Below are 20,058 nucleotides of genomic sequence, written 5' to 3' on the forward strand. Positions count from 1 at the left end.
ACGTGTGAGCGGCGTGCCCTACACGCGACAGCAGGCGGCGCTGACGACGTGACCAAAGTCGACATGCCGACGACGAACGAGTCGCTGCTGCGTGTGGGCCATGTACTCATCCTGCGCACCCGCTGGGCGGGCCGTCAATACTTTCCTAGTAAATCGATAGGAAATATAGGGAACACACACCGCGGGCGGGGCCCGCCGGCCACCGGCCACCGGGCGTCGGGTGCGTCGCACTGTCCGGCCGGGCAGGTTGCACCGAGTGCAGCAGGTCGTGCACTGCGGTTGTCGTGCCGATGACCGTCCGCCCCGAATGCGCGACGGGGCCTGACCCCGGGACCGTACGATGTCGGTCGGTCCCGGGGCCAGGCCCCCGGCTCGCTCTCGTGGTGCGTCACCCTGCTCTCGCATAGCGGCTGGAGGGACGAGCCAGGCCCAAGTGGCCGCGCAGCGTGGTGGACCCGTACGCCGCACGGAAGGCTCCGCGCCGCTGCAGCTCCGGGACCAAGCCCCGGGTGATCGCCGTGAGTCGTGCGGCAGGGTGCCCGGGCGGAGGCGGAAGCCGTCCAGCCAGGTCGAGTGCCAGCCGAGCAGCAGACCGGCGAGTTCGCGGGGCCTGCCGGTGAAGATCGCGGCGTCGGAGGCGAGTCCGGACCCGGCCGCCTCGTCCAGGCGGGCCTTGCGCCCGGCTGCGGCTCCCGGTTCGTCATTTAGGAACACGACGAGGTCCGCGAAGGTCCGCAGCGGCCGGGCGCTCACGTTCCGGCCGGTACGCTCCACCGCCTCGCCGACCTGGCCGATGACCAGCGGGGTGGCCGGGGCGCCGGGGGTGCCGGAGGCGGCCGGGGTGCCCTTCGGGTCGATGGTGCCGGTCGTGCAGAGGCCGACCGGCTCTACTTCACGAGGTGTTCATGCAGCGCCGACAGGCTCCCGCGCCCCGTCCACCCCGCCGGGCAGCGGCCGGCGGGGTGGACGGGGCGCGGGGAGGCGCGTTCGGGGACGCGGTGGCTCCTCCGGGAGAGCAGGACAGGCGCTGGTGGACGTGGGGGCCGGGGCCATCATCGTGTGGTGGTGCCAGCCGGGGAAGGGACGGCCCTCGAAGTCCAGCACGCCGAACTGTTCACGCAGCGTGGCCACGGCCGAGAGAGCCGGTGTTGCTGCGCGCCAGCCGGAGGACGGTGAGGGTGCCTCCGGCGGTCGGTCGTCAGGCCGCCGGGACCGAAGCCTCCTCCGCCTCGGCCACAGGCCGCTGGGCGGGGAAGCCGGCCTGCCGGGCGTAGAGCACGACCGCGATCACCGGCAGCAGGAGCAGCAGAACCGTCCAGGGGAAGGACTCGCTGCCGGCCGTGTCGAGCAGGATGCCTCCGACGATGCCCCCGCCCGCCATGGCGACGTTCCAGAGCGTGACGAGCATCGCTTGGGCCGCGTCGGCGGATTCGCCGCCCGCGTCACCGACTGCGGTCTGCAGCAGGGTGGGCACGCCACCCCAGCCGAGCCCCCACAGAGCTGCGGCGACGTAGACGAGCGCGGTGGTGTCGGAGAGGACGGCCAGGAGCAGCGAGGCGACGGCGACCAGCAGGGCGCCGCCGACGGTGAGGCCGCGCAGCCGCCGGTTGATCTGCGCGCCGACGATCCAGACGCTCACCAGCGAGGTGGCGCCGAAGACGAGGAGGATCAGGCCGGCGGAGCCGCCCAGGCCCAGGTCGTCGAGGTACGTGGCGATGTACGCGTACAGGATGGTGTGGGCCAGCACGAAGACCAGCGTGACGAAGAGGACGGGAAAGACCCCCGGGATGCGCAAGGTACGGAGCAGCTTCGGCCGCCCGCCGCGCCCCTGGCCGGGGAAGTCAGGTACGGCCGCGAAGATCCACACCAGGAGCACGACCGTGAGCACCGTCATCGACAGGAACGCCACACGCCAGCCGAGCCAGTGGCCGAGGAACGTACCGGCGGGCACACCGAGGGAGAGCGCGACGGGGATCCCGGCCATGGCGATGGCCAACGCCTTGCCCTGGAGGTGTACGGGGGCCAGGCGTCGGGCGTACCCGGCGAGCAGGGCCCAGGCGAGACCGGCCGCGACACCGGCGACGAACCGGGCCACCATCGTCAGCTCGTAGACGGACGAAACGGCCGTCACGGTGTTGGCGAGGGCGAACCCGCCCATGGCCGTGAGCAGCAGCTTCTTGCGCCGCCAGCCCGCGGTGGCCGCGGTGAGCGGGATCGCGGTCAGGGCGGTGCCGATCGCGTAGACGGTGACGGTCTGGCCGGTCGCGGACTCACTCACCCGCAGGTCTTGGCTCATCGCGGGCAGCAGGCCGGCGGGGAGGGTCTCGGTGAGGCTGGTGATGAAGACGGCGGTGGCGAGGGCCAGCAGCGCGAAGAGCGGAAGCTTCTGCTGTTCGTCGCCTCCGCTCATCGGGTTCGGTGCCGCGGCGGCGGCGGGCGCCCTGTCGGGTGCGGTGCTCATGGGGTGTGCTCCAGATTTCCGGAAGGGAGGTGTGGGACGGTGGCGGGCGGCTGGGTGCCGGAGGCGGTGGTGGTGATCCGGCGCGGCCGGCTCACGGGTGGCCGAGTCCGTGGTCGACGGGCAGCCGGGCCCCGGTGGTGAACGTCGGCCGACGGGGTGACGACGCGGGCGGCGGCGCCGAGTTCGGCGATCGCGTGCGCGCGCTGTTCGTCGGTGCCGGCGGTCAGTAGGACCGTCGCCCCGCCCTCCACGAGACGCTCGCAGGTGGAGCGGTGCCACCGGCGGGGACGACTCTGCGCCCGGGTGCTTCGGGAAAACTTCGGGGCGGCTGACGGCCGGGGCGCCGGTCCGTCTGACATGTACGGTGGCGGCTATGCGGTTTGGGGTACTCGGACCACTGGTGGTGTGGGACGGCGAGGGACGGGAAGTCAGGGTCCCCGAAGCCAAGGTCCGGGCCCTGCTGGCGGACCTGCTCGCGAACGACGGGGGACCGGTCTCCACCGACCGGCTCATCCACGATCTGTGGGGCGACGCGCCTCCGGGCAAGCCCGCGGGTGCCCTCCAGGCCAAGGTCTCCCAGCTGCGCCGGGTCATCGGCCGGGACCGGGTGGTGCGCCAGCCCGCCGGTTACCGGCTGCGGCTCGACGACGGCGCCGGCGACGAGGTGGATGCCGTACGGTTCCGTGCCCTCGTGACCGAGGCCCGCCCCGTCCGGGACCCGCACGCCCGTGCCGCGCTGCTCACGGAGGCCCTGCAACTGTGGCGGGGACCGGCGTACGCGGACTTCGCGGACGGCCTCTTCGTGCGGGGGCCCGCGCAGCGCCTCGCGGAGCAGCGGCTCTCCGTGCTGGAGGAGCAGGCGGAAGCGCGCCTTGAGGCGGGGGACTACGCGTTCCTCGCCGGGGAGCTCGGCGGCCTCGTCGCGCTCCACCCGCTGCGGGAGCGCCTGCGGGCCGCCCAGATGAGGGCCCTCTACGCGGCGGGCCGCCAGAGCGAGGCACTCGCGTCGTACGAGGACCTGCGCACCCGGCTCGTGGGAGAGCTGGGGGTCGACCCGAGCCCCGAACTGGTCACGCTGCACAGGGCGGTGTTGCGGCAGGAGCCGAGGCTGAGCGCGAGGGCGTACGCGTACGTGGCGTCGGCGGACGACTCCGCAGGGCCTGCGGAGCACGTATTCCCACAGGGCACGGCGTCCACCACTCCCGCCGCGGGCGCCCCGTCCACCGCAGCCCTCTTCCCTCCCTCCCATTCCAACCTCCCAGTCCCCCTCACCCCCCTCGTCGGTCGCCACCAGGCGCTTGCCGATCTCTACCAACTCCTCATGGAGAAGAGGCTGGTGACGCTCACCGGTCCCGGTGGCGTGGGTAAGACCCGGCTGGCCATTGCGGCGGCCACCGCCGAACGGGCCGGCACCCGGTCCGGTGAACTCGCTGACGGCGTATGGCTCGTGGAGTTCTCCGGCGTCCGCGCCGGCACTTCCGCCGACCTCGCCCAGGTCGTCGCGGCCACCCTCGGCATCCGGGACGACGCCCCCCGCCCCCCGCAGAGCCCCGGCGCCGGGGCCCCCTCCCTGCCGCACCGCCTCGCCGCCGCCCTGCGCGACCGCCGCACCCTGCTCGTCCTGGACAACTGCGAGCACGTCGTCGATGCTGCCGCCGAGCTCACCGAGCTGCTCCTGCGCACCGCTCCCGGGCTACGGGTCCTGGCCACCGGGCAGGAGCCGCTCGGCCTGGCGGGCGAGACAGTGTTCAGCGTCGAACCCCTGCCATCCGCCGACGCGGTCCGGATGTTCATGGAGCGGGCAGCCGCCGCCACCCCCGGCTTCCCGCGCGACCCGGACGCCCTGGAGGGGCCCGAGCGCCGGGCCGTCGCCGAGATCTGCCGCCGCCTCGACGGCATCCCACTCGCGCTGGAACTGGCCGCCACCCGCGTACGGGCACTGGGAGTACGGGAGTTGGCGGACCGGCTCCATGATCGGTTCCGGGTGCTGACCTGCGGGCGGCGCGGCGCACCGGCCCGCCAGCAGACGCTGCGGGCGGTGATCGACTGGAGCTGGGAGCTGCTCAGCGCGCCCGAACGCATCGTCCTGCGCCGCCTCGCCGCGCACAGCGATGGCTGCGACCTGGCCGCCGCCGAAACGGTCTGCGCGGGCGACGGCGTCGCCCGGGGCGAGGTGCTCGACCTCGTCACCCGGCTGGTCGACCGGTCCCTGGTGGTCGTAGTGGGCGGGCCCATCGGCCCCCGCTACCGGCTCCTGGAGTCCGTCGCCGCGTACGCGACCGAGCGACTCCACGAGATGGAGGACCTCACTGCCGTACGGGACCGCCATCTGGGCCACTACAGGGCCCTGGCCGAACACGCCGAGCCGCAGCTGCGCGGCGCCGGGCAGCGGCCCTGGCTGGCCCGGCTGGACGTTGAGGCAGGTAACCTGCGCACGGCACTCGACGAGGCGGTGCGCCGCGCGGGCGCGGGCGAACCGGACGAGGCGGTGCGGCTGGCCACCGCCCTCGCCTGGTGGTGGCTGCTGCGCGGCCGCCTCACGGAAGCCCGCCGCAGCCTGGGGGCGGTGCTGGCCGCAACGTCCGCCCGTCCTGCCCCCGCCGAACTCGTCCTGCTGCACGCCGCCTTCGCCCTGCTCACCGGGGATCACACCGCAGCCGCCTCCACGGCCGACAGCCGCGGCCTCACTGCCACCGGCGAAGCCGTCCCCGACCCCGTACGCCGGGCGCGGGCGCTGTGGCTCTGTGCGTACGGCCTGTTCAGCGCGGGCGACGCGACGAAGGGCGGCGAGGTGAACACCTACGCACTCACCCTCTTCACCGCTGCGCAGGACCAGTGGGGCACCGCCGCCGCGCTCGGCCTGCGCGCCACGCTCGCGCTGGTCTGCGGCGACCTCACCGGCCTCGGCCGTGACGGGCTGCGCAGCGCCCTGATGTTCCGCGAACTGGGCGACCGGTGGGGGGAGTTGCAGACTGTTTCGCCGCTCGCCGCGCTCGCCGAGATCAGGGGCGCGTACGAGGAAGCGGAGCGGCGCCAGCACGACGGGTTGCGAATGGCACGGGAGCTGGGCCTGGAGGCGGAGGTGTCCGCGCGGCTCTCCGGGCTCGGACGGCTCGCACTGCTCGCCCGCGACTGGGACCGCGCGCGCCACCTGCACGAACAGGCCCGCACCATCGCCGCCGAACAGGGCTACAAGTACGGCGAGATCCACTCAGAGATGGGCCTCGCCCTCGGTGCACGCCGCTCGGACGACCTGAAGGGGGCCGAGGCGTACCTGCTGCACATCCGCGACGGCTACGCCGACGTCTCCTCCCGGGCGGGCAACCACCTGCTTCTGGCCGAGCTCGGCTTCGTCGCCGAGCTGCGCGGTGACGCGTGCGGGGCGGCGGCCCTCCACCTGGAGGGCCTGGAGATCGCTCTCGCCCTCGACGAGCCTCGCGCCCTGGCCCTCTCCCTGGAGGGCCTCGCCGGTGCGGCCGCGCTGCCCGGCCACGAGCCCGCCGCCACCCGCGCGGCCGTCCTCCTGGGCGCGGCGGCGGCCGCCCGCCACAGGGCCGGAGCCCCGCTGCCGCCCGCCGAACGGGCCGACGTCGACCGCATCACCACCTCGGCCCGGGCAGCGCTCGGGGCGGATGCGTTCTCGGAGGCGTACGAGAGGGGCGCCCGGCTGACACCGGAGGAAGCGGTCCACCACGCCCGCACGGCACACCTGCCGGTCAGCACCTCCGGGCGGCCCGCCGATACGTAGCTGACACAGACCCGCGCGCTTCCCGAAGCCTGCCCAGGCAGGCAGGAAGGAACGTGTCGGAGATGCGGGCCTCGCCTTTCGCAGACCATTGTCCCCGGCGACGACGGACCTTGAGGAACGCAACACCGCGGGTGGGCTACCGGTCGCCGGCGACTGCCGGGCGGGCGTCGGGTGCCGTTGCGCTGTCCAGCCGGGCACGTAGCGTGGCCAAGCGGATCCTGAGCCTTTGCAGGGGCGTGGGCGGTAGTGCACGGGCGGAGCCACGCGCGTAGTGGCGCTCGACGTAGAACTGTCCCGCGCTGAGGACGGTCGTGACAGCGATGTACCAGAGGGTGGCGACCATCAGCAGCGGGATGACCTGATAGGTCTGGTTGTAGACCGGCTGTACGAGTACAGCAGGTCGTGCACGGCCAGCACACTGACGATGCTGCTGCCCTTCGACGTGCCGATCAACATGTTCCCCGCGGTCGGGGCGATCGAGCGCATCGCCTGCGGGATGACGATCCGGCTCAGGGAGCGCCGTCTGCCGATGCCGAGGGCCTGGGCGGCCTCCGTCTGGCCGGGGCCCACCGAGAGGATGCCGCCGCGCACCACCTCGGCGGCGTAGGCGGCTTCGTGCAGAGTCAGGCCGATGACGGCGGTGAGGGTTGGGCCGAGCAGGTTGACCGTTTCGACGGTGACGAACTGTGGCCCGAAGGGGATGCCGAGGCCGAGCGTCGGGTAGAGGGCACCGATGTTGCACCAGAACAACAGCTGCGCCAGCAGCGGGGTGGACCGGAAGATCCAACGTAGCCCCAACTCAGCGTGCTTGGAAGCGGGTTGGCGGACAGCCGCAAGACAGCCGGCGGGATGCCGAGCAGGAAGCCGAGCACCATCACCAAGCCGGTCAGCCACAAGGTGAGCAGTAGCCCGTCGAGCACGGCGGCGGTGGTGAAGTACCCGCCGACGACATCCCACTGGAAGGCGCGGTTGCGGACGACGGAGTTGACCACCATCGCGAAGACCAGCAGCGCGGCGGCAGCGGTCAGCCAGCGGCCGGTCTGCCGGCGCGGCACGATCCGTGGCTGATCGGCGTCTGGGCCCGGGTGGCCCGGGGCGTGGCCGGGGGCTTCCGGTCGTCCTGCGAGTGGGACGGGTGCGAAGACAGGGGAGGAATCGGCAATGTCGGACGGCGAGACCATCAGGAGGCTCTCCAGGGGAGGGAGGCGCATGTCGGTGACCATCCGGCGGTGCACATTCGTGCATTCCGGGCATGTTCCGTGCGGGCACAGGGTGATGGGGCGGGGTTCGGCGTCATCGCGCTCGCCGCGTCCCTCAACGCGGCCGGTACGGCTGCCGCGCGGGGGCGGAGCCGGTCCGCCCCGATCGTATGGGCACACCACGCGGACGTGTCAACCACGCGCAGGAACTGCGGGGCGCGGGTCCGGCATCCGGGCCGTGCTTGACGAGAAGCGAGATGTACTGCTCAATTAGTCGCATGAACGCCGAGCAGTGCCTGGTCGCCCGTGCCCACATCGACTTCGGTCGTGTGTGGTCCGCCGCGTGTTGCGCCTGACGCGGCAGCGGGCCGTCTGACCGGCCCTTCACTCCCTCGGTGACCCCGTCGCGGGCCGAGTTCCCCCTTTCGCAGCACCGCCGTACGCATGCGCTGAATCCGCGTACGGACGGGTCCTGCGAGATCTGACAAGCGCTGCCGCCGCGCCACCTCGCCCGAGGCCCATGCCCCGGCGACATCACACCTGCTCACCACCCGGCTCCCAGCACCTCGAAGCGCCGTCACACCCGGCCGCACCGAGGGCTGCTCCGCCGTGCCCGCCTGCTCTCCTTCCGGAACAGCCCGGCCCCGGAGGACTCGAGGAAAGGCCATCTCCCATGCCAGTGGAATTCCTTGGCATCGCCGCCACCAACGACGGTTCCGAAACAACCCCGCGCTCCGGCGCCGCCTTCGACAAGGAGTTCACTCTCCGGCTCGCCCGAGCGCATGAGGACCACGGCTGGGACCGCGTGCTGTTCGCGTACGGTTCCGGATCGCCGGACCCCGCGCCTGCCGCCGCGTACATCGCGAGCAGGCTGGACCACCTCCAGATCCTGCTGGCACACCGGCCGAACGTCTCGTACCCGACGTTCGCCGCGAAGACCTTCGCCACCCTCGACCAGATCAGCGACGGCCGGCTGACCGTGCACTTCATCACCGGAGGCAACGACCACGAGCAGGGCCGCGAGGGCGACACCATCACCAAGGACGAGCGCTACGCCCGCACCCGCGAGTACATCCGGATCGTCAAGAAAGTCTGGACCACCCACGAGCCCATCGACCACGAAGGCGAGCACTACCGCTTCCACGACTTCGTCAGTGATGTCTTCCCGGTACAACAGCCGCGCCCCAACGTGTCGTTCGGCGGCTCCTCGGCGGCCGCTCACGCCGCGGGGGGCGCCGAAGCCGACATCTACTGCCTGTGGGGCGAGCCGCTGGAGAAAACCGCCGAGCAGATCGAGGCCGTGAAGGCCGCCGCGAAGGCCGCAGGCCGCACCGACGTGCCCCGCATTCAGGTGGCCTTCCGCCCGATCATCGCCCCGACCGAGGAACTGGCCTGGGAGAAGGCTCACCGCACGGTCGGCGCGATCAAGGCCCGCAGGGAGAAGGGCGAGCCGGTCACCAAGCGCCACAACGATCACGCGCAACAACCGCAGACCGCACCACCACAGAACGTCGGCTCGCAGCGACTACTGGCCATCGCCGAGGCGGGGGAGCGCTACGACCGCGCCTTGTGGACCCCGACCGCCGCCGCGACCGGTGGCGCGGGCAACTCCAACGCCCTGGTCGGCACCCCCGAGACGGTCGCCCAAGCCCTCCTCGACTACTACGACCTTGGTGTCGACATCCTCTCCGCCCGCGGCTACGACCTGTTGGGCGACGCGATCGACTTCGGCCGGTACGTGATCCCGATCGTCCGTGAGGAGGTCGCCAGGCGCGACGCCGAGCGGGCTGCCCGCGGCCCGCAAACCCTCGTGGCGGTGAACGCATGACGTCCGTCACCCAACCACTTCTGCCGGAAAAGCAACTGACGGTAATTCAGATAAGCATGCGCGACCCGCGGGTGGTGCCCCTGCTGCGCGAACTCGGCGACGAGTACTCCACGCGCTACGGCAGGGACGCCCACGCCGAACTCGCCCGCTACCCCGACCAGGAGTTCACCACACCGTACGGCGGGGTGATGCTCCTGCTCATCGAACACGGCGAGCCGGTCGCGGGCGGCGCCTTCCGGCGGTTCGACGCGACCACGGCCGAGCTGAAGCGGATCTGGACTCACTCCGCCCACCGGCGGCGCGGTCTGGCCCGGCGCGTCGTGGCCGAGCTGGAGCACGAGGCGAGCGCCCGCGGCTACCGCCGGATCTACCTGACCACCGGCCCGCGCCAGCCCGAAGCCCGCGGCCTGTACCTGACGACCGGATACACCCCGCTGTTCGACACCGAGGCCGACCCGGAGAGCATCGGCCCCCTGCCCTTCGAGAAGCACTTGCCGACCGCACCACACCAAGGAGAGGCAGCCGACCTATGAGTTTCCGTACCCCAAACCACGTCTGCGCATGGCTGCCACCACCATGCTGCTACCCGTACTGACGTTGACCGCCTGCGGGGGCGACGACACCTCCGCCACCTCACCGGCGGGTTCCCGGGCATCCCCCGCACCGACCGACGACCCGGTCGCCGCCGTACGCAAGGTGGTCTCCGTCGCTGCCCTGCTGCCCTGCTGCCCTGCTGCCCGCCGACGCCCGCCAGGCGGGCACGCTGCGGGTCGGCAGCTCGATCGGGTTCCCGCCCGTGGCGTACTACCCGAACGGGCAGGACAAGCCGCCTGCCGGCCAGGACCTCGACATCGCGGACGCGGTGGCCAAGGTCCTCGGCGTGAAGCTGGAGCGTCAGGACGCCTCCCCGGCAACTTCGGGGTCACCGCCGATCGTCTGAAGACCATCGACTTCGTCGCCTACATCAACGACGGCCAGGGCTTCGCAGTGAAGAAGGGCACCGCACTCAAGACGAAGGTCACGGACCTCACCCAGCTGTGCGGGCTGACCATCGGCACCGGAGCCGGCACCACCTTCGATGCGACCCTCACCGCGCAGAAGGGCGTTTGCGCCAAGGCGGGCAAGAAGCCGTACGACGTGAAGGTCTTCTCGGAGAACGGGGCGACTCTCACCGCGCTCCAGCAGGGCCGGACCGAGGACAACCTGGGCTTCGAGGCGAAGAAGGGCAGCGGCCTGAAGATCACCGGGCCGAAGGACGTGGCGGGCAGGACCGTCGCCGTGGCCAGCGGCACCAACCAGGAGAAGCTGCTCATCAAATGGAGCAAGGAGAACGAGAAGGCCGGCCGCAAGCCGGTGAACATCAAGTACTAGCAGAACGACAGCGACACCTACCTCGCCCTCCAGTCCGGCCGCATCGACCTCTACCTGGGCCCCAACCCGACCGCCGCCTACCACGCGGCCACTACCGGGAAGACGGAAGTCGTCGGCACGTACTCCGGTGCCGGCTCCACTCTCCAGGGCTTATCGCGGCCACCACCAAGAAGGACGGCGGCCTGGCCAAGCCGCTCGCCGAAGCGCTCAGCGAGATCATCGACAACGGCACGTACAACAAGGTGCTGGAGCGCTGGGGCCTGTCCGACGAGGCCGTGACCACGTCCGAGACCAACCCGCCAGGGCTGCCCAGGACCGACAGGTAGACGTCGAGGACGCGGGGCCGCAGAGCGCGGCCCCGCGACGGTTCACCGCACACCTCACGCTCCCGAAGGGAGCCGCAATGGCCAACGTCCTGTCCGTCTCCGGAAGCCCCTCCACCACCTCCCGTACCGCCCGCCTGCTGCGCCATCTGGACACGCGGCTCACGGCACAGGGGCACGAGGTGATCCCCCTGGACGTCCGCACCATCCCCGCCGAGGCACTGCTCGGCGCCGACTTCCGGCACCCGGCGATCGTCGAGGCGACCGAACTGTTCGCCCGCGCCGACGGGGTCGTGATCGGCACGCCCGTCTACAAGGCCGCCTATTCCGGGCTGTTGAAGTCCCTGCTGGACCTGCTGCCGCAGTACGGCCTGGCCGGCAAGACGGTCCTCCCGCTGGCGACCGGCGGCAGTACGGCTCACGTCCTGGCGATCGACTACGCGCTGCGCCCGGTGCTCAGTTCCATGGGGGCCGCGCACATCGTCCAGGGCTGGTTCACGCTCGACAAGGACATCGCGGTGGGCGCAGACGGCACCCTGACCGTCGCGCCGGGCCCGGCCGAGGCACTCGCACAGGTCGTCGACCAGTTCTCCGAAGCCCTCGGCAGCCGTGAGGCCCTGCTGGCGGACGCCGGACGAGCGGCTTGACCGTGACCGCCGACGACAAGCGAAAGGCGTGATCCTCCATGACCGTCGCCGCTGTACAGGCTGGGCTGGCCCGCAGCGAGTCCGAGGGGCAGAAGCGAATGCTCGCCCTGCACGGCGGCGGCCGGGACGGACTGGAGATCTATCCCAACCTGTGGGCCGGTGTCGGTCTGGTTCGCGGTGGAGCCGGCACCGCACTGGTCGGCAGTCAGGGCGAGGTGGCCGAACGGCTCGTCGAGTACCACCGGCTCGGCATCGACGAGTTCGTGCTCTCCGGCTACCCGCACCTGGAGGAGGCTTACTGGTTCGGCGCGAACGTCCTGCCACGTCTCGCCGCTCAAGGGCTGTGGACCCGAGCTGCGCGCGCGGACGCAGCCGCCCGAGTCCCCTCCTCGACCAGCATGTGAGACGCATGGCGAAACCCGGGGAGGCCCCCTTGACGTGGCACGAAGACTGCCAGAGACTCCGTAGCAGAGATTCCTAGTGAACTGGTAGGGAATGATGAAGCGTCTGGAGTCGGCCGCCGACCGCGCCGTGTGCGCCGGACAGTCGCCTCTCCTGCTGACCTCCCGCCGTTACATCGATCTCCTGCGTGTCTGCAGCGCGGCGAACCCTCCGCGCTGACACGCGGCGGCGCCCATCGGCCCCGCAATTCCACCCGGCACGGGTACGCGCCGACGCCGCCGCGCGCCCATCACCCACGTGCGCCGCCCACCGCACTTCTGGCAACCCGAAGCCGGAACCCGGACCAAGGGAGACACATGCCCGCCGAGCCCCTGCCCCCCGTGCCGTGCCTCGCCTCTCCACCGTCATTCCGGGGAAGGATCGGCGGTGCCGTGAGCAGTGGCTACTACGCCGTGTCGCGCCGCTACCGCCTGCACCTCTCACTGTCCTGTCCCCACTGTCTGCGGATCGCCATCACCCACAGCCTGCTCGGTCTGGGGGAGACCCTCCCGATGGAACTGTTGCCGGCCGTGCCTGACAGCCCCGACGGCGGTCACTCCGCTCTGCGCCCGTTGTACGAGGCCAGTTCGCACCGGCATCCCGGACCGGCCGCTGCACCGGTGCTGAGCGACGACTGGTCCGGGCGGATCGTCAGCACGGACACATCCGGCATCCTCCGGGACCTGGCCAGGTACTTCGGTGGTGACGGCTCCGACCGGCCCGCCCTCTACCCGCACGGCGCGGAGGAGGAGACCGAGGCCGTCGGGCACCTCTGCGAATACGGCATCAACGAAGCTGCGCAGCGCGCCGGCCAGGCTGACGCCGATGCCACGACGCGACAGACCGCCCTCGGCTCCCTGCTCCGCGTCCTGAGCTCACTGGAGTGGCGGCTCGCCCACCAGGAATTCATCCTGGGTGACGAGATGACCGCCGCCGACGTGCAGTTGTGGGTAACCCTGCTGCAACTCGACACCGTGCACCGCCTCCACCTGGACGCCGCTGCGGTCCACCACATCGCCGGCCATCCGCACCTGTGGGGCTACGCACGGCGACTGGCCGCCCACCCCGCCTTCGGCACCCACCTCGACCTGGACGGCATCGCCCGCCGACACCATGCCCACTGCGAAGGGCTGGAGGCCGCAGGGGCTGCGGTGCAGTTCCTGGACTGGTCCGCGCACACCATGGACGGGGCCGCGGCCCCGCCTGCCCAGCAGTGTTCGGACGGTTTCATGGAACCGCAATACGCCCTCCACCTTCGTCCATCCGAATCCGCCTAGCCTTCGACGACATGGCCCTGCCGTGCCGAGCACGGCAGCGCCCGTTCGGAGCAGGACAAACGGCCGGAAGAGCGGAGGTGACGGTGGTGCCCACCGTTTCCCGCGCGCTCGTCCCCGCTGTCGGGGTTCGCGCCGCGCACGGCTGCGTCCGCCTGCACTCCCGGCCCCACATCGATCTGCAACGGGTGGCCGGCGCCCTCTGTCGTCCCTGACCTGTTCCTCGTCGCCGGGCCCTGCGCATCAGGGCCGGTGATCACGTACGGTCGACCAGGAAGGCACCCTCTTCGTGTCCGCACATCCCCCCATTCACCTTGCCGTGGCGCTGGACGGCACCGGCTGGCACCCGGCTGCATGGCGCGAGCCGGGCGCCCGGCCCGCTGACCTTTTCACCGCCGGATACTGGGCCGGCCTCGTGGCCGAGGCCGAACACGGCCTGCTCGACTTCGTCACGTTCGAGGACTCGCTCGGGCTGCAATCCTCGCGCCTCACAGAGCTCGACGGGCGCACCGACCAGGTGCGGGGCCGGCTTGACGCGGTGCTCGTCGCCGCCCGGGTCGCACCCCTGACGCGGCACATCGGGTTGGTGCCGACTGTGGTCGCCACCCACACCGAGCCGTTCCACATCTCCAAGGCGATCGCCACCCTGGACTACGTCAGCGCCGGTCGCGCGGGCATGCGCGTCCAGGTGTCGGCACGGCAGAACGAGGCCGCGCACTTCGGCCGCCGTACCTTCCCACGTCTTCGCTTCGACGACAGGGACACCCCGGACGGCCTCGAACTGAGCGCTGGGCTCTTCGAGGAGGCGGCCGACCACATCGAGGTGGTGCGCCGCCTGTGGGACAGCTGGGAGGTGGACGCGGAGATCCGCGATGTCGCCACCGGGCGCTTCATCGACCGCGACAAGCTGCACCACATCGACTTCGAGGGGAAGCACTTCAGCGTCAAGGGACCCTCCATCACCCCTCGGCCACCGCAGGGACAGCCCATCGTCAGTGCGCTCGCGCACCAGAGTGCGCCGTATCAACTGGTGGGCTGTTCGGCCGACATCGGTTACGTCACCCCGCACGACACCGACCAGGCCCGCGCCGTCATCGCCGAAATCCGTGCTGCCCAGGCTGAGGCAGGGCGGGCGGAGGAGCCACTGCACATCTTCGGTGACCTTGTCGTGTTCCTGGACGACGATCCCGCGGCGGCGGAGGGCCGCAAGGCCCGCCTTGACGGCCTTGCGGGTTACGCCTACGCCAGCGACGCCGAGGTGTTCACGGGCACACCCGGACAACTGGCGGACCTCCTGCTGGAGTGGCGACGGGCCGGCCTGAGCGGCTTCCGGCTGCGTCCCGGAGTAATCAACCACGACCTGGAGCAGGTCACACGGGGCCTGGTGCCCGAACTCCAGCGCCGAGACGCCTTCCGGCACGCCTACGAGGCGGACACCCTGCGCGGGCTGCTCGGACTCGCCCACCCCACAAACCGCTACGCCGCTGCCTGAAGCCGGAGGAGTCGTACGACCATGAGCAAGCTGACCACCGGCACGCCGGCCACGAGCACGGCGACCGCGGGCAAGCCCGTGAAGCAGATCCATCTCGCGGCCCATTTCCCCGGCGTCAACAACACCACCGTGTGGAGCGACCCGCAGGCGGGCAGCCACATCGAGTTCAGCTCGTTTGCGCACTTCGCACGGACCGCCGAACGAGCCAAGTTCGACTTCCTGTTCCTCGCCGAGGGGCTGCGACTGCGCGAACAAGGCGGCCAGATCTATGACTTGGATGTGGTGGGGCGGCCCGACACCTTCACCGTCCTGTCCGCGCTCGCCGCGGTAACCGAACATCTCGGCTTGACCGGCACCATCAACTCCACCTTCAACGAGCCCTACGAGGTGGCCCGCCAGTTCGCCGCGCTCGATCACCTGTCGGGTGGCCGCGCCGCCTGGAACGTCGTCACCTCCTGGGACGCCTTCACCGGCGAGAACTTCCGGCGCGGCGGCTTCCTCCCGCAGGAGCAGCGCTACTCCAGGGCCAAGGAGTTCCTGTCCACCGCCACCGAGCTGTTCGACTCCTGGCACAGCGACGAGATCGTCGCCGATCAGCAGTCCGGCATCTTCATCAGGGACGCGCGGGCCGGAGCCTTCGTCCACCGAGGACAGCACTTCGACATCGCCGGCCAGTTCAACGTCCCGCGCAGCCCGCAGGGCCGCCCGGTGATATTCCAGGCCGGCGACTCCGACGAGGGGCGCGAATTCGCCGCCTACAGCGCCGACGCCATCTTCAGCCGGCACAGCACCCTGGAAGCGGGCCGGGACTTCTACGCCGACGTCAAGGAACGCCTGACCCGCCACGGCCGAACCCACGACCAACTGCTGATCCTCCCCTCGGCGACCTTCGTACTGGGCGACACCGACGCCGAGGCACAGGAGTCGGCGCATGAGATACGCCGTCAACAGGTCAGCGGCCGGACCGCGATCAAGTACCTCGAACACGTCTGGAACCGGGACCTGTCCGGCTACGACCCGGACGGCCCGCTCCCCGACATCGACCCGGACCCCGGAGAGAACACCATCGCCCGCGGACGGGCCAGCGTCCGGATGTTCCGTGACCCGCTCGCCGTCGCCAGGCAATGGCGCGAGCGCGCCGAAGCGGAGAACCTCACGATCCGCGAACTGGTCATCGAGACCACCGGCCGCCAGTCGTTCGTCGGCTCCCCGGCCACCGTCGCCGAGACCATCAACGCCTTCGTCCAGGCGGACGCCGCCGACGGCTTCATCCTGGTCCCGCACATCACCCCAGGCGGCCTGGACGCGTTCGCCGACACCGTCGTCCCGCTGCTCCAGGAACGCGGTGTGTTCCGCCACGACTACACAGGCACCACGCTCCGCGACCACCTCGGTCTGGCACACCCCGACGCACGCGCGGAGCCGGAGACCCGGCGGGCGGCGTCGTGAAGTTCCTGGCCATCACCCTCATCGTGCACGCCCCGGATCCGGTGACCGGCGTCCAGAAGTCCACCAACGAGCGCTTCCGAGAGGTGATCGACAACGCGCTGCTGGCCGAGGAACTCGGATTCGACGGCTTCGGCGTCGGCGAACGCCACGAGCGCCCGTTCATCTCCTCCTCACCACCGGTCGTACTGAGCCACATCGCCGCGCTCACTTCCCGGATCCGGCTGTTCACCGCCGTCACCACCCTCAGCCTGCTCGACCCGGTACGCGCGTACGAGGACTACGCGACCCTGGACCACCTGTCCGCGGGCCGTCTCGATCTGATCATCGGCAAGGGCAACGGCACCGCCCAACGCGAGTTGTTCCACGTCACACCCGAGGACCAGTGGGACCGTAACGCCGAGAGCTACGAGCTGTTCCGCCGGATCTGGCGGCAGGACAAGGTGAGCGCCTCCTTGCGCTTCCGCCCCGAGCTGGCAGACGCCGAGGTGTGGCCGAGACCGCTTCAGCAGCCCATCCGGGTCTGGCACGGCAGCGCGACCAGCCGGGAGTCGGTCGATCTCGCCGCCCGCTACGGAGATCCGCTCTTCTCGGCCAACGTCACCAACCCGATCGAGTCGTACGCCGAACTCATCCGCCACTACCGGGAACGGTGGGAGCACTACGGCCACGACCCGGCACGGGCCGTCGTCGGCGCGGGAACGGCCGGCTACTACGCGGCCCGCACCTCACAGGAAGCGTTCGCCGCGTACCGGCCGGTGTTCGAGGGCTATCTCGCGTTCCAGAAACGATTGGGCGTCGAGCCGGTGTTCGCGACCCTGGAGGACTTCGTCGAACGCAGCTCGGCGCTGATCGGCAGCCCGCAGCAAGTGATCGACAAAGTGCACCGCTACCACGAGCAGTTCGGACACAGCGTGCTCCACCTGCACGCCGACGCGGGCGGGCTCACCGAGGCCCGGCACCGGGCCTCGCTCGAACTCTTCCAGTCCGACATCGCCCCCGTTCTGCGACGCGACATCCCCGACCCGCCGTTCCCCTGGACTCCAGTCCTTGCCGGACCCGAGTCCGAGACCGCGTCCGTACCCGCATCCGCGCCCACCGACCGCTGAGGAGCAACACCCGATCATGTCCGGCACTCGTCTCGGAGTCCTCGACCTCGTCCCGATCTCGTCCGGCTCCACCGTCGCAGATGCGCTGCGCAACACCATCGACCTCGCCCAGCAGACCGAGCGTTTCGGCTACACCCGCTACTGGTTCGCCGAGCATCACCTCAACCCGGGCGTGGCAGGGACCTCTCCCGCCGTCGTGCTGGCCCTGACCGCCTCCGCGACCTCCACGATCAGGATCGGTTCCGGGGCCGTACAGCTCGGTCACCGCACCGCCCTGTCCACCGTCGAGGAGTTCGGACTGATCGACGCCCTGCACCCCGGGCGACTTGACCTGGGCCTCGGCCGCTCGGGTGGACGGCCCCCCGGACAGACTGCAGGGCACCCGCCGACCACAACCCCCGTCGTCGACGGGCGCGCCTCGAACGGTCTGAAGATCCCGCCACGGTTCTCCCCTGAGCACCTGTTCAGTTCGCCGCGTTTCCTGCTTCAGCAGCAACTGTTGCGCCAGCCGGGCGCGCGCCCCCAGGACTACGGCGAGCAGGTCGACGACATACTCGCGCTCCTGCGCGGTGACTACCGCTCCGCAGACGAGATCGAAGCACACGCCATCCCCGGCGAGGGTGCCGAAATACAGGTATGGATCCTCGGCAGCAGCGGCGGACAAAGCGCCGACGTCGCAGGGCGCAACGGCCTCCGCTTCGCGGCCAACTATCACGTCAGCCCGGCCACCGTACTGGAGGCGGTCGAGGGCTACCGGACCGCGTTCCATCCGTCCGACCACCTCGACAAGCCCTACGTCAGCGTCTCCGCCGATGTCGTCGTCGCCGAGGAAGACTCGACCGCCCGCGAACTGGCCACTGGCTACGGCCCGTGGGTCCGTAGCATCCGCACCGCCGAGGGCGCCATACCCTTCCCGACCCCGGAACAGGCCCGCGGCAACGCCTGGACCGAAGCGGACCGGGCTCTGGTCGCCGACCGTGTCGACACTCAGTTCGTCGGCTCTCCGGGGCGCGTGGCCGACCAGCTCGAACAACTGCAGGAGGCCACGGGCGCCGACGAGCTGATCATCACCACCGTCACCCACGATCACGCCGACAGGGTGCGCTCCTACCAACTCCTCGCAGAAGAGTGGCAACGTCGATGAGCCGGTCATGGCCCGGTTTTCTGCCTGACCGTGCCAGCGGGCACGCCTGGTCCCGCCAGCCCCGGTCTACGGCACCGCCCTGGGAAGGTGCCGACACCATCGAAGTGCCGGCACGCAGGAAGCAGATCGACCGCGCCTCCCCCTTCAGCACCGGCCGCGGCCCTCTGCTCCCACTCGACAGCGGAAACCCTGTGACGGGACGCCGGGGCGAGGTACCGATACTGGGCGGACGTTCGAATTATCGGGAGTGAAGTGGCAGGGTCGGCGGAACTGTGTGGGCTGGCCGTCGGCCTGATGATCGCGGTGGTGACCGCGCCCGTGGGAGTCTCAGGCGCGGTGTTCCTGCTGCCCGTGCAACTGAGCGTGTTCGGCGTACCCAGTCCGGCAGTCACCCCCACCAACCTTTTGTACAACGTGGTCGCCGGGCCCGGCGCCCTGCTGCGCTACCGGCGAGCGGGCCTGATGAACAACCCGCTCACCCGCCGCTTGGTGATCGGCACCCTGCCCGGAGTGATCATCGGCGTCGTGGTGAGGGTCTTCGCCGTCCCCGGCCCCACCGCCTTCCGCTTACTGGTCGCCGGATTGCTGATGCCGCTGGGCCTTTGGCTGATCGCCCGCACCCTCAGGCCCGCCCCGCCCGGCCCGGCGGCGGAGCCCTCCCCCCGCACCATCACCGGCTTCGCCCTGGCCGTCGGCATCGTCGGCGGGATCTACGGAATCGGCGGCGGCTCCATCCTCGGCCCCGTCCTGGTCGGCCGGGGCATGCCCGTGAGCCGGGTCGCCCCGGCAGCCCTCGCCTCCACCTTCGCCACTTCCGTGGTCGGCGCCGCGACCTTCGCGATGCTGTCCCTGAACGGCTCCGGGGACGTCGCCCCCGACTGGTACCTCGGGCTGGCCTGCGGCTTGGGCGGGCTGGCGGGCGGTTACCTTGGGGCGCACCTGCAGTCTCGCGTGCCCGAGACCGCCCTGCGCCTCCTGCTCGGCACCCTTGCCGCAGCCTTCGGGGCCCTTTACGCCGTTCAGTCGCTGTGATGACGACGTGACGACAACAGGCCCCTTTGGCCCGTGTCACGCAGGTCATGCAAAAGGGCAAGGAGGATCCACCGCTGCGCGGTGCACGGAAGCCGCCGCTCCTGGTTCAAAGTCCCAGAGAAGTCCCAGGGACTCCGTCACACCCCGCCTCGACTCGCATTTGTGCAGGTCAGGATGGGTGTGACGGTGCCGTTTCTGCAGGCTTTCAGATGTCCCGGAAGAGACCGCGCAGTCCCATGACCTGCGGCGATACGTGGTTGCAGAGCGTTGACCTGCGTGGATCATCTTTCAGATGTCTCCTGCGCGTGCACATTGATGCGGCCGAAAGTCCCAGGGTCCCTGCCGCCCGCGACCGTTCTCCGGGCTACACGCGGGCCTTGGCCCTGAGCCGTCGCCGGGGCCTGTCAAACGAAGGTGAGCTCAAGCGGTCGGCGCATCACCGCTGTTCAGAACCTGTTGTTTTTCCGGGTGTGATCGCCGGGTTTCCGCTGGTCAGGCGTAAATTCGCCCGCCCTGCAGTAGAGATGACACGTCGTGTTCTCT

16 protein-coding genes and 3 pseudogenes are annotated in these 20,058 nt (G+C 70.7%); 15 read left to right on the top strand and 4 right to left on the bottom strand.

Annotation, left to right across the window (positions count from 1 at the left end):
• Nucleotides 1–388: 388 nt before the first annotated feature.
• A pseudogene (locus ACWD04_RS18360) lies at nucleotides 389–789 on the bottom strand (LLM class flavin-dependent oxidoreductase); the annotation flags it as partial.
• Nucleotides 790–1,198: 409 nt separating this feature from the next.
• On the bottom strand, nucleotides 1,199–2,461 hold the full coding sequence (locus ACWD04_RS18365; RefSeq protein ID WP_451133088.1) for an MFS transporter: 1,263 nt from the start codon (nucleotides 2,459–2,461) through the stop codon (nucleotides 1,199–1,201).
• 373 nt (nucleotides 2,462–2,834) lie between these two features.
• Here ACWD04_RS18365 and ACWD04_RS18370 point away from each other — a divergent pair, with 373 nt between their 5' ends.
• On the top strand, nucleotides 2,835–6,209 hold the full coding sequence (locus ACWD04_RS18370) for an AfsR/SARP family transcriptional regulator (RefSeq protein ID WP_451133090.1): 3,375 nt from the start codon (nucleotides 2,835–2,837) through the stop codon (nucleotides 6,207–6,209).
• Nucleotides 6,210–6,345: 136 nt separating this feature from the next.
• Here ACWD04_RS18370 and ACWD04_RS18375 read toward each other — a convergent pair whose 3' ends face one another.
• Both ACWD04_RS18375 and ACWD04_RS18380 read right to left on the bottom strand, forming a co-directional pair.
• Entirely contained in the window at nucleotides 6,346–6,552 is a 207-nt protein-coding gene (locus ACWD04_RS18375; protein WP_451133092.1) for a hypothetical protein, read from the bottom strand.
• Nucleotides 6,552–7,007, bottom strand: coding sequence for an ABC transporter permease subunit (locus ACWD04_RS18380; RefSeq protein ID WP_451133094.1), 456 nt, complete (start codon nucleotides 7,005–7,007; stop codon nucleotides 6,552–6,554). Before ACWD04_RS18380 ends, ACWD04_RS18375 begins: the two co-directional genes overlap by 1 nt.
• Nucleotides 7,008–7,058: 51 nt before the next feature.
• On the opposite strand from ACWD04_RS18380, the gene ACWD04_RS18385 reads away from it, so the two are divergent.
• The 14 genes and pseudogenes from ACWD04_RS18385 to ACWD04_RS18450 all read left to right on the top strand — a co-directional run bounded on the left by ACWD04_RS18385 (nucleotide 7,059) and on the right by ACWD04_RS18450 (nucleotide 19,515).
• Complete coding sequence (locus ACWD04_RS18385; RefSeq protein WP_451133096.1) at nucleotides 7,059–7,277, top strand: hypothetical protein; 219 nt, start codon at nucleotides 7,059–7,061, stop codon at nucleotides 7,275–7,277.
• Nucleotides 7,278–8,081: 804 nt separating this feature from the next.
• The gene (locus ACWD04_RS18390) at nucleotides 8,082–9,236 is read left to right on the top strand and encodes an LLM class flavin-dependent oxidoreductase (RefSeq protein WP_451133098.1); all 1,155 of its coding nucleotides are present in this window, start codon (nucleotides 8,082–8,084) and stop codon (nucleotides 9,234–9,236) included.
• Nucleotides 9,237–9,292: 56 nt separating this feature from the next.
• Complete coding sequence (locus ACWD04_RS18395) at nucleotides 9,293–9,769, top strand: GNAT family N-acetyltransferase (RefSeq protein WP_451133100.1); 477 nt, start codon at nucleotides 9,293–9,295, stop codon at nucleotides 9,767–9,769.
• 263 nt (nucleotides 9,770–10,032) lie between these two features.
• Nucleotides 10,033–10,176, top strand: coding sequence for a hypothetical protein (locus tag ACWD04_RS18400; protein ID WP_451133102.1), 144 nt, complete (start codon nucleotides 10,033–10,035; stop codon nucleotides 10,174–10,176).
• A gap of 254 nt (nucleotides 10,177–10,430) precedes the next feature.
• Nucleotides 10,431–10,933 (top strand): annotated as a pseudogene (locus tag ACWD04_RS18405) (ABC transporter substrate-binding protein); the annotation flags it as partial.
• Nucleotides 10,934–11,010: 77 nt separating this feature from the next.
• A complete protein-coding gene (gene ssuE / locus ACWD04_RS18410) occupies nucleotides 11,011–11,577 on the top strand; it encodes an NADPH-dependent FMN reductase (RefSeq protein ID WP_451133104.1) in 567 nt (188 codons plus the stop codon).
• A gap of 41 nt (nucleotides 11,578–11,618) precedes the next feature.
• Nucleotides 11,619–11,981, top strand: a pseudogene (locus ACWD04_RS18415) (LLM class flavin-dependent oxidoreductase); the annotation flags it as partial.
• Between the two features lie 354 nt (nucleotides 11,982–12,335).
• Nucleotides 12,336–13,295, top strand: coding sequence for a glutathione S-transferase C-terminal domain-containing protein (locus tag ACWD04_RS18420; RefSeq protein WP_451133106.1), 960 nt, complete (start codon nucleotides 12,336–12,338; stop codon nucleotides 13,293–13,295).
• An 11-nt stretch (nucleotides 13,296–13,306) separates the two neighbouring features.
• Nucleotides 13,307–13,507, top strand: a complete 201-nt coding sequence (locus ACWD04_RS18425; RefSeq protein WP_451133108.1) for a putative leader peptide — start codon at nucleotides 13,307–13,309, stop codon at nucleotides 13,505–13,507.
• Nucleotides 13,508–13,581: 74 nt separating this feature from the next.
• A complete protein-coding gene (locus ACWD04_RS18430) occupies nucleotides 13,582–14,784 on the top strand; it encodes an LLM class flavin-dependent oxidoreductase (protein WP_451133110.1) in 1,203 nt (400 codons plus the stop codon).
• 21 nt (nucleotides 14,785–14,805) lie between these two features.
• Nucleotides 14,806–16,233, top strand: coding sequence for an NtaA/DmoA family FMN-dependent monooxygenase (locus ACWD04_RS18435; RefSeq protein WP_451133112.1), 1,428 nt, complete (start codon nucleotides 14,806–14,808; stop codon nucleotides 16,231–16,233).
• Nucleotides 16,230–17,339 (top strand): LLM class flavin-dependent oxidoreductase, encoded by a 1,110-nt coding sequence (locus ACWD04_RS18440; protein WP_451133114.1) that lies wholly within the window; start codon nucleotides 16,230–16,232, stop codon nucleotides 17,337–17,339. Before ACWD04_RS18435 ends, ACWD04_RS18440 begins: the two co-directional genes overlap by 4 nt.
• 16 nt (nucleotides 17,340–17,355) lie before the next feature.
• Complete coding sequence (locus tag ACWD04_RS18445; RefSeq protein ID WP_451133116.1) at nucleotides 17,356–18,483, top strand: LLM class flavin-dependent oxidoreductase; 1,128 nt, start codon at nucleotides 17,356–17,358, stop codon at nucleotides 18,481–18,483.
• A 252-nt stretch (nucleotides 18,484–18,735) separates the two neighbouring features.
• Nucleotides 18,736–19,515, top strand: a complete 780-nt coding sequence (locus tag ACWD04_RS18450; RefSeq protein ID WP_451133118.1) for a TSUP family transporter — start codon at nucleotides 18,736–18,738, stop codon at nucleotides 19,513–19,515.
• Nucleotides 19,516–20,058: the final 543 nt, after the last annotated feature.

It is taken from the genome of Streptomyces sp. NPDC002911 (assembly GCF_053591835.1).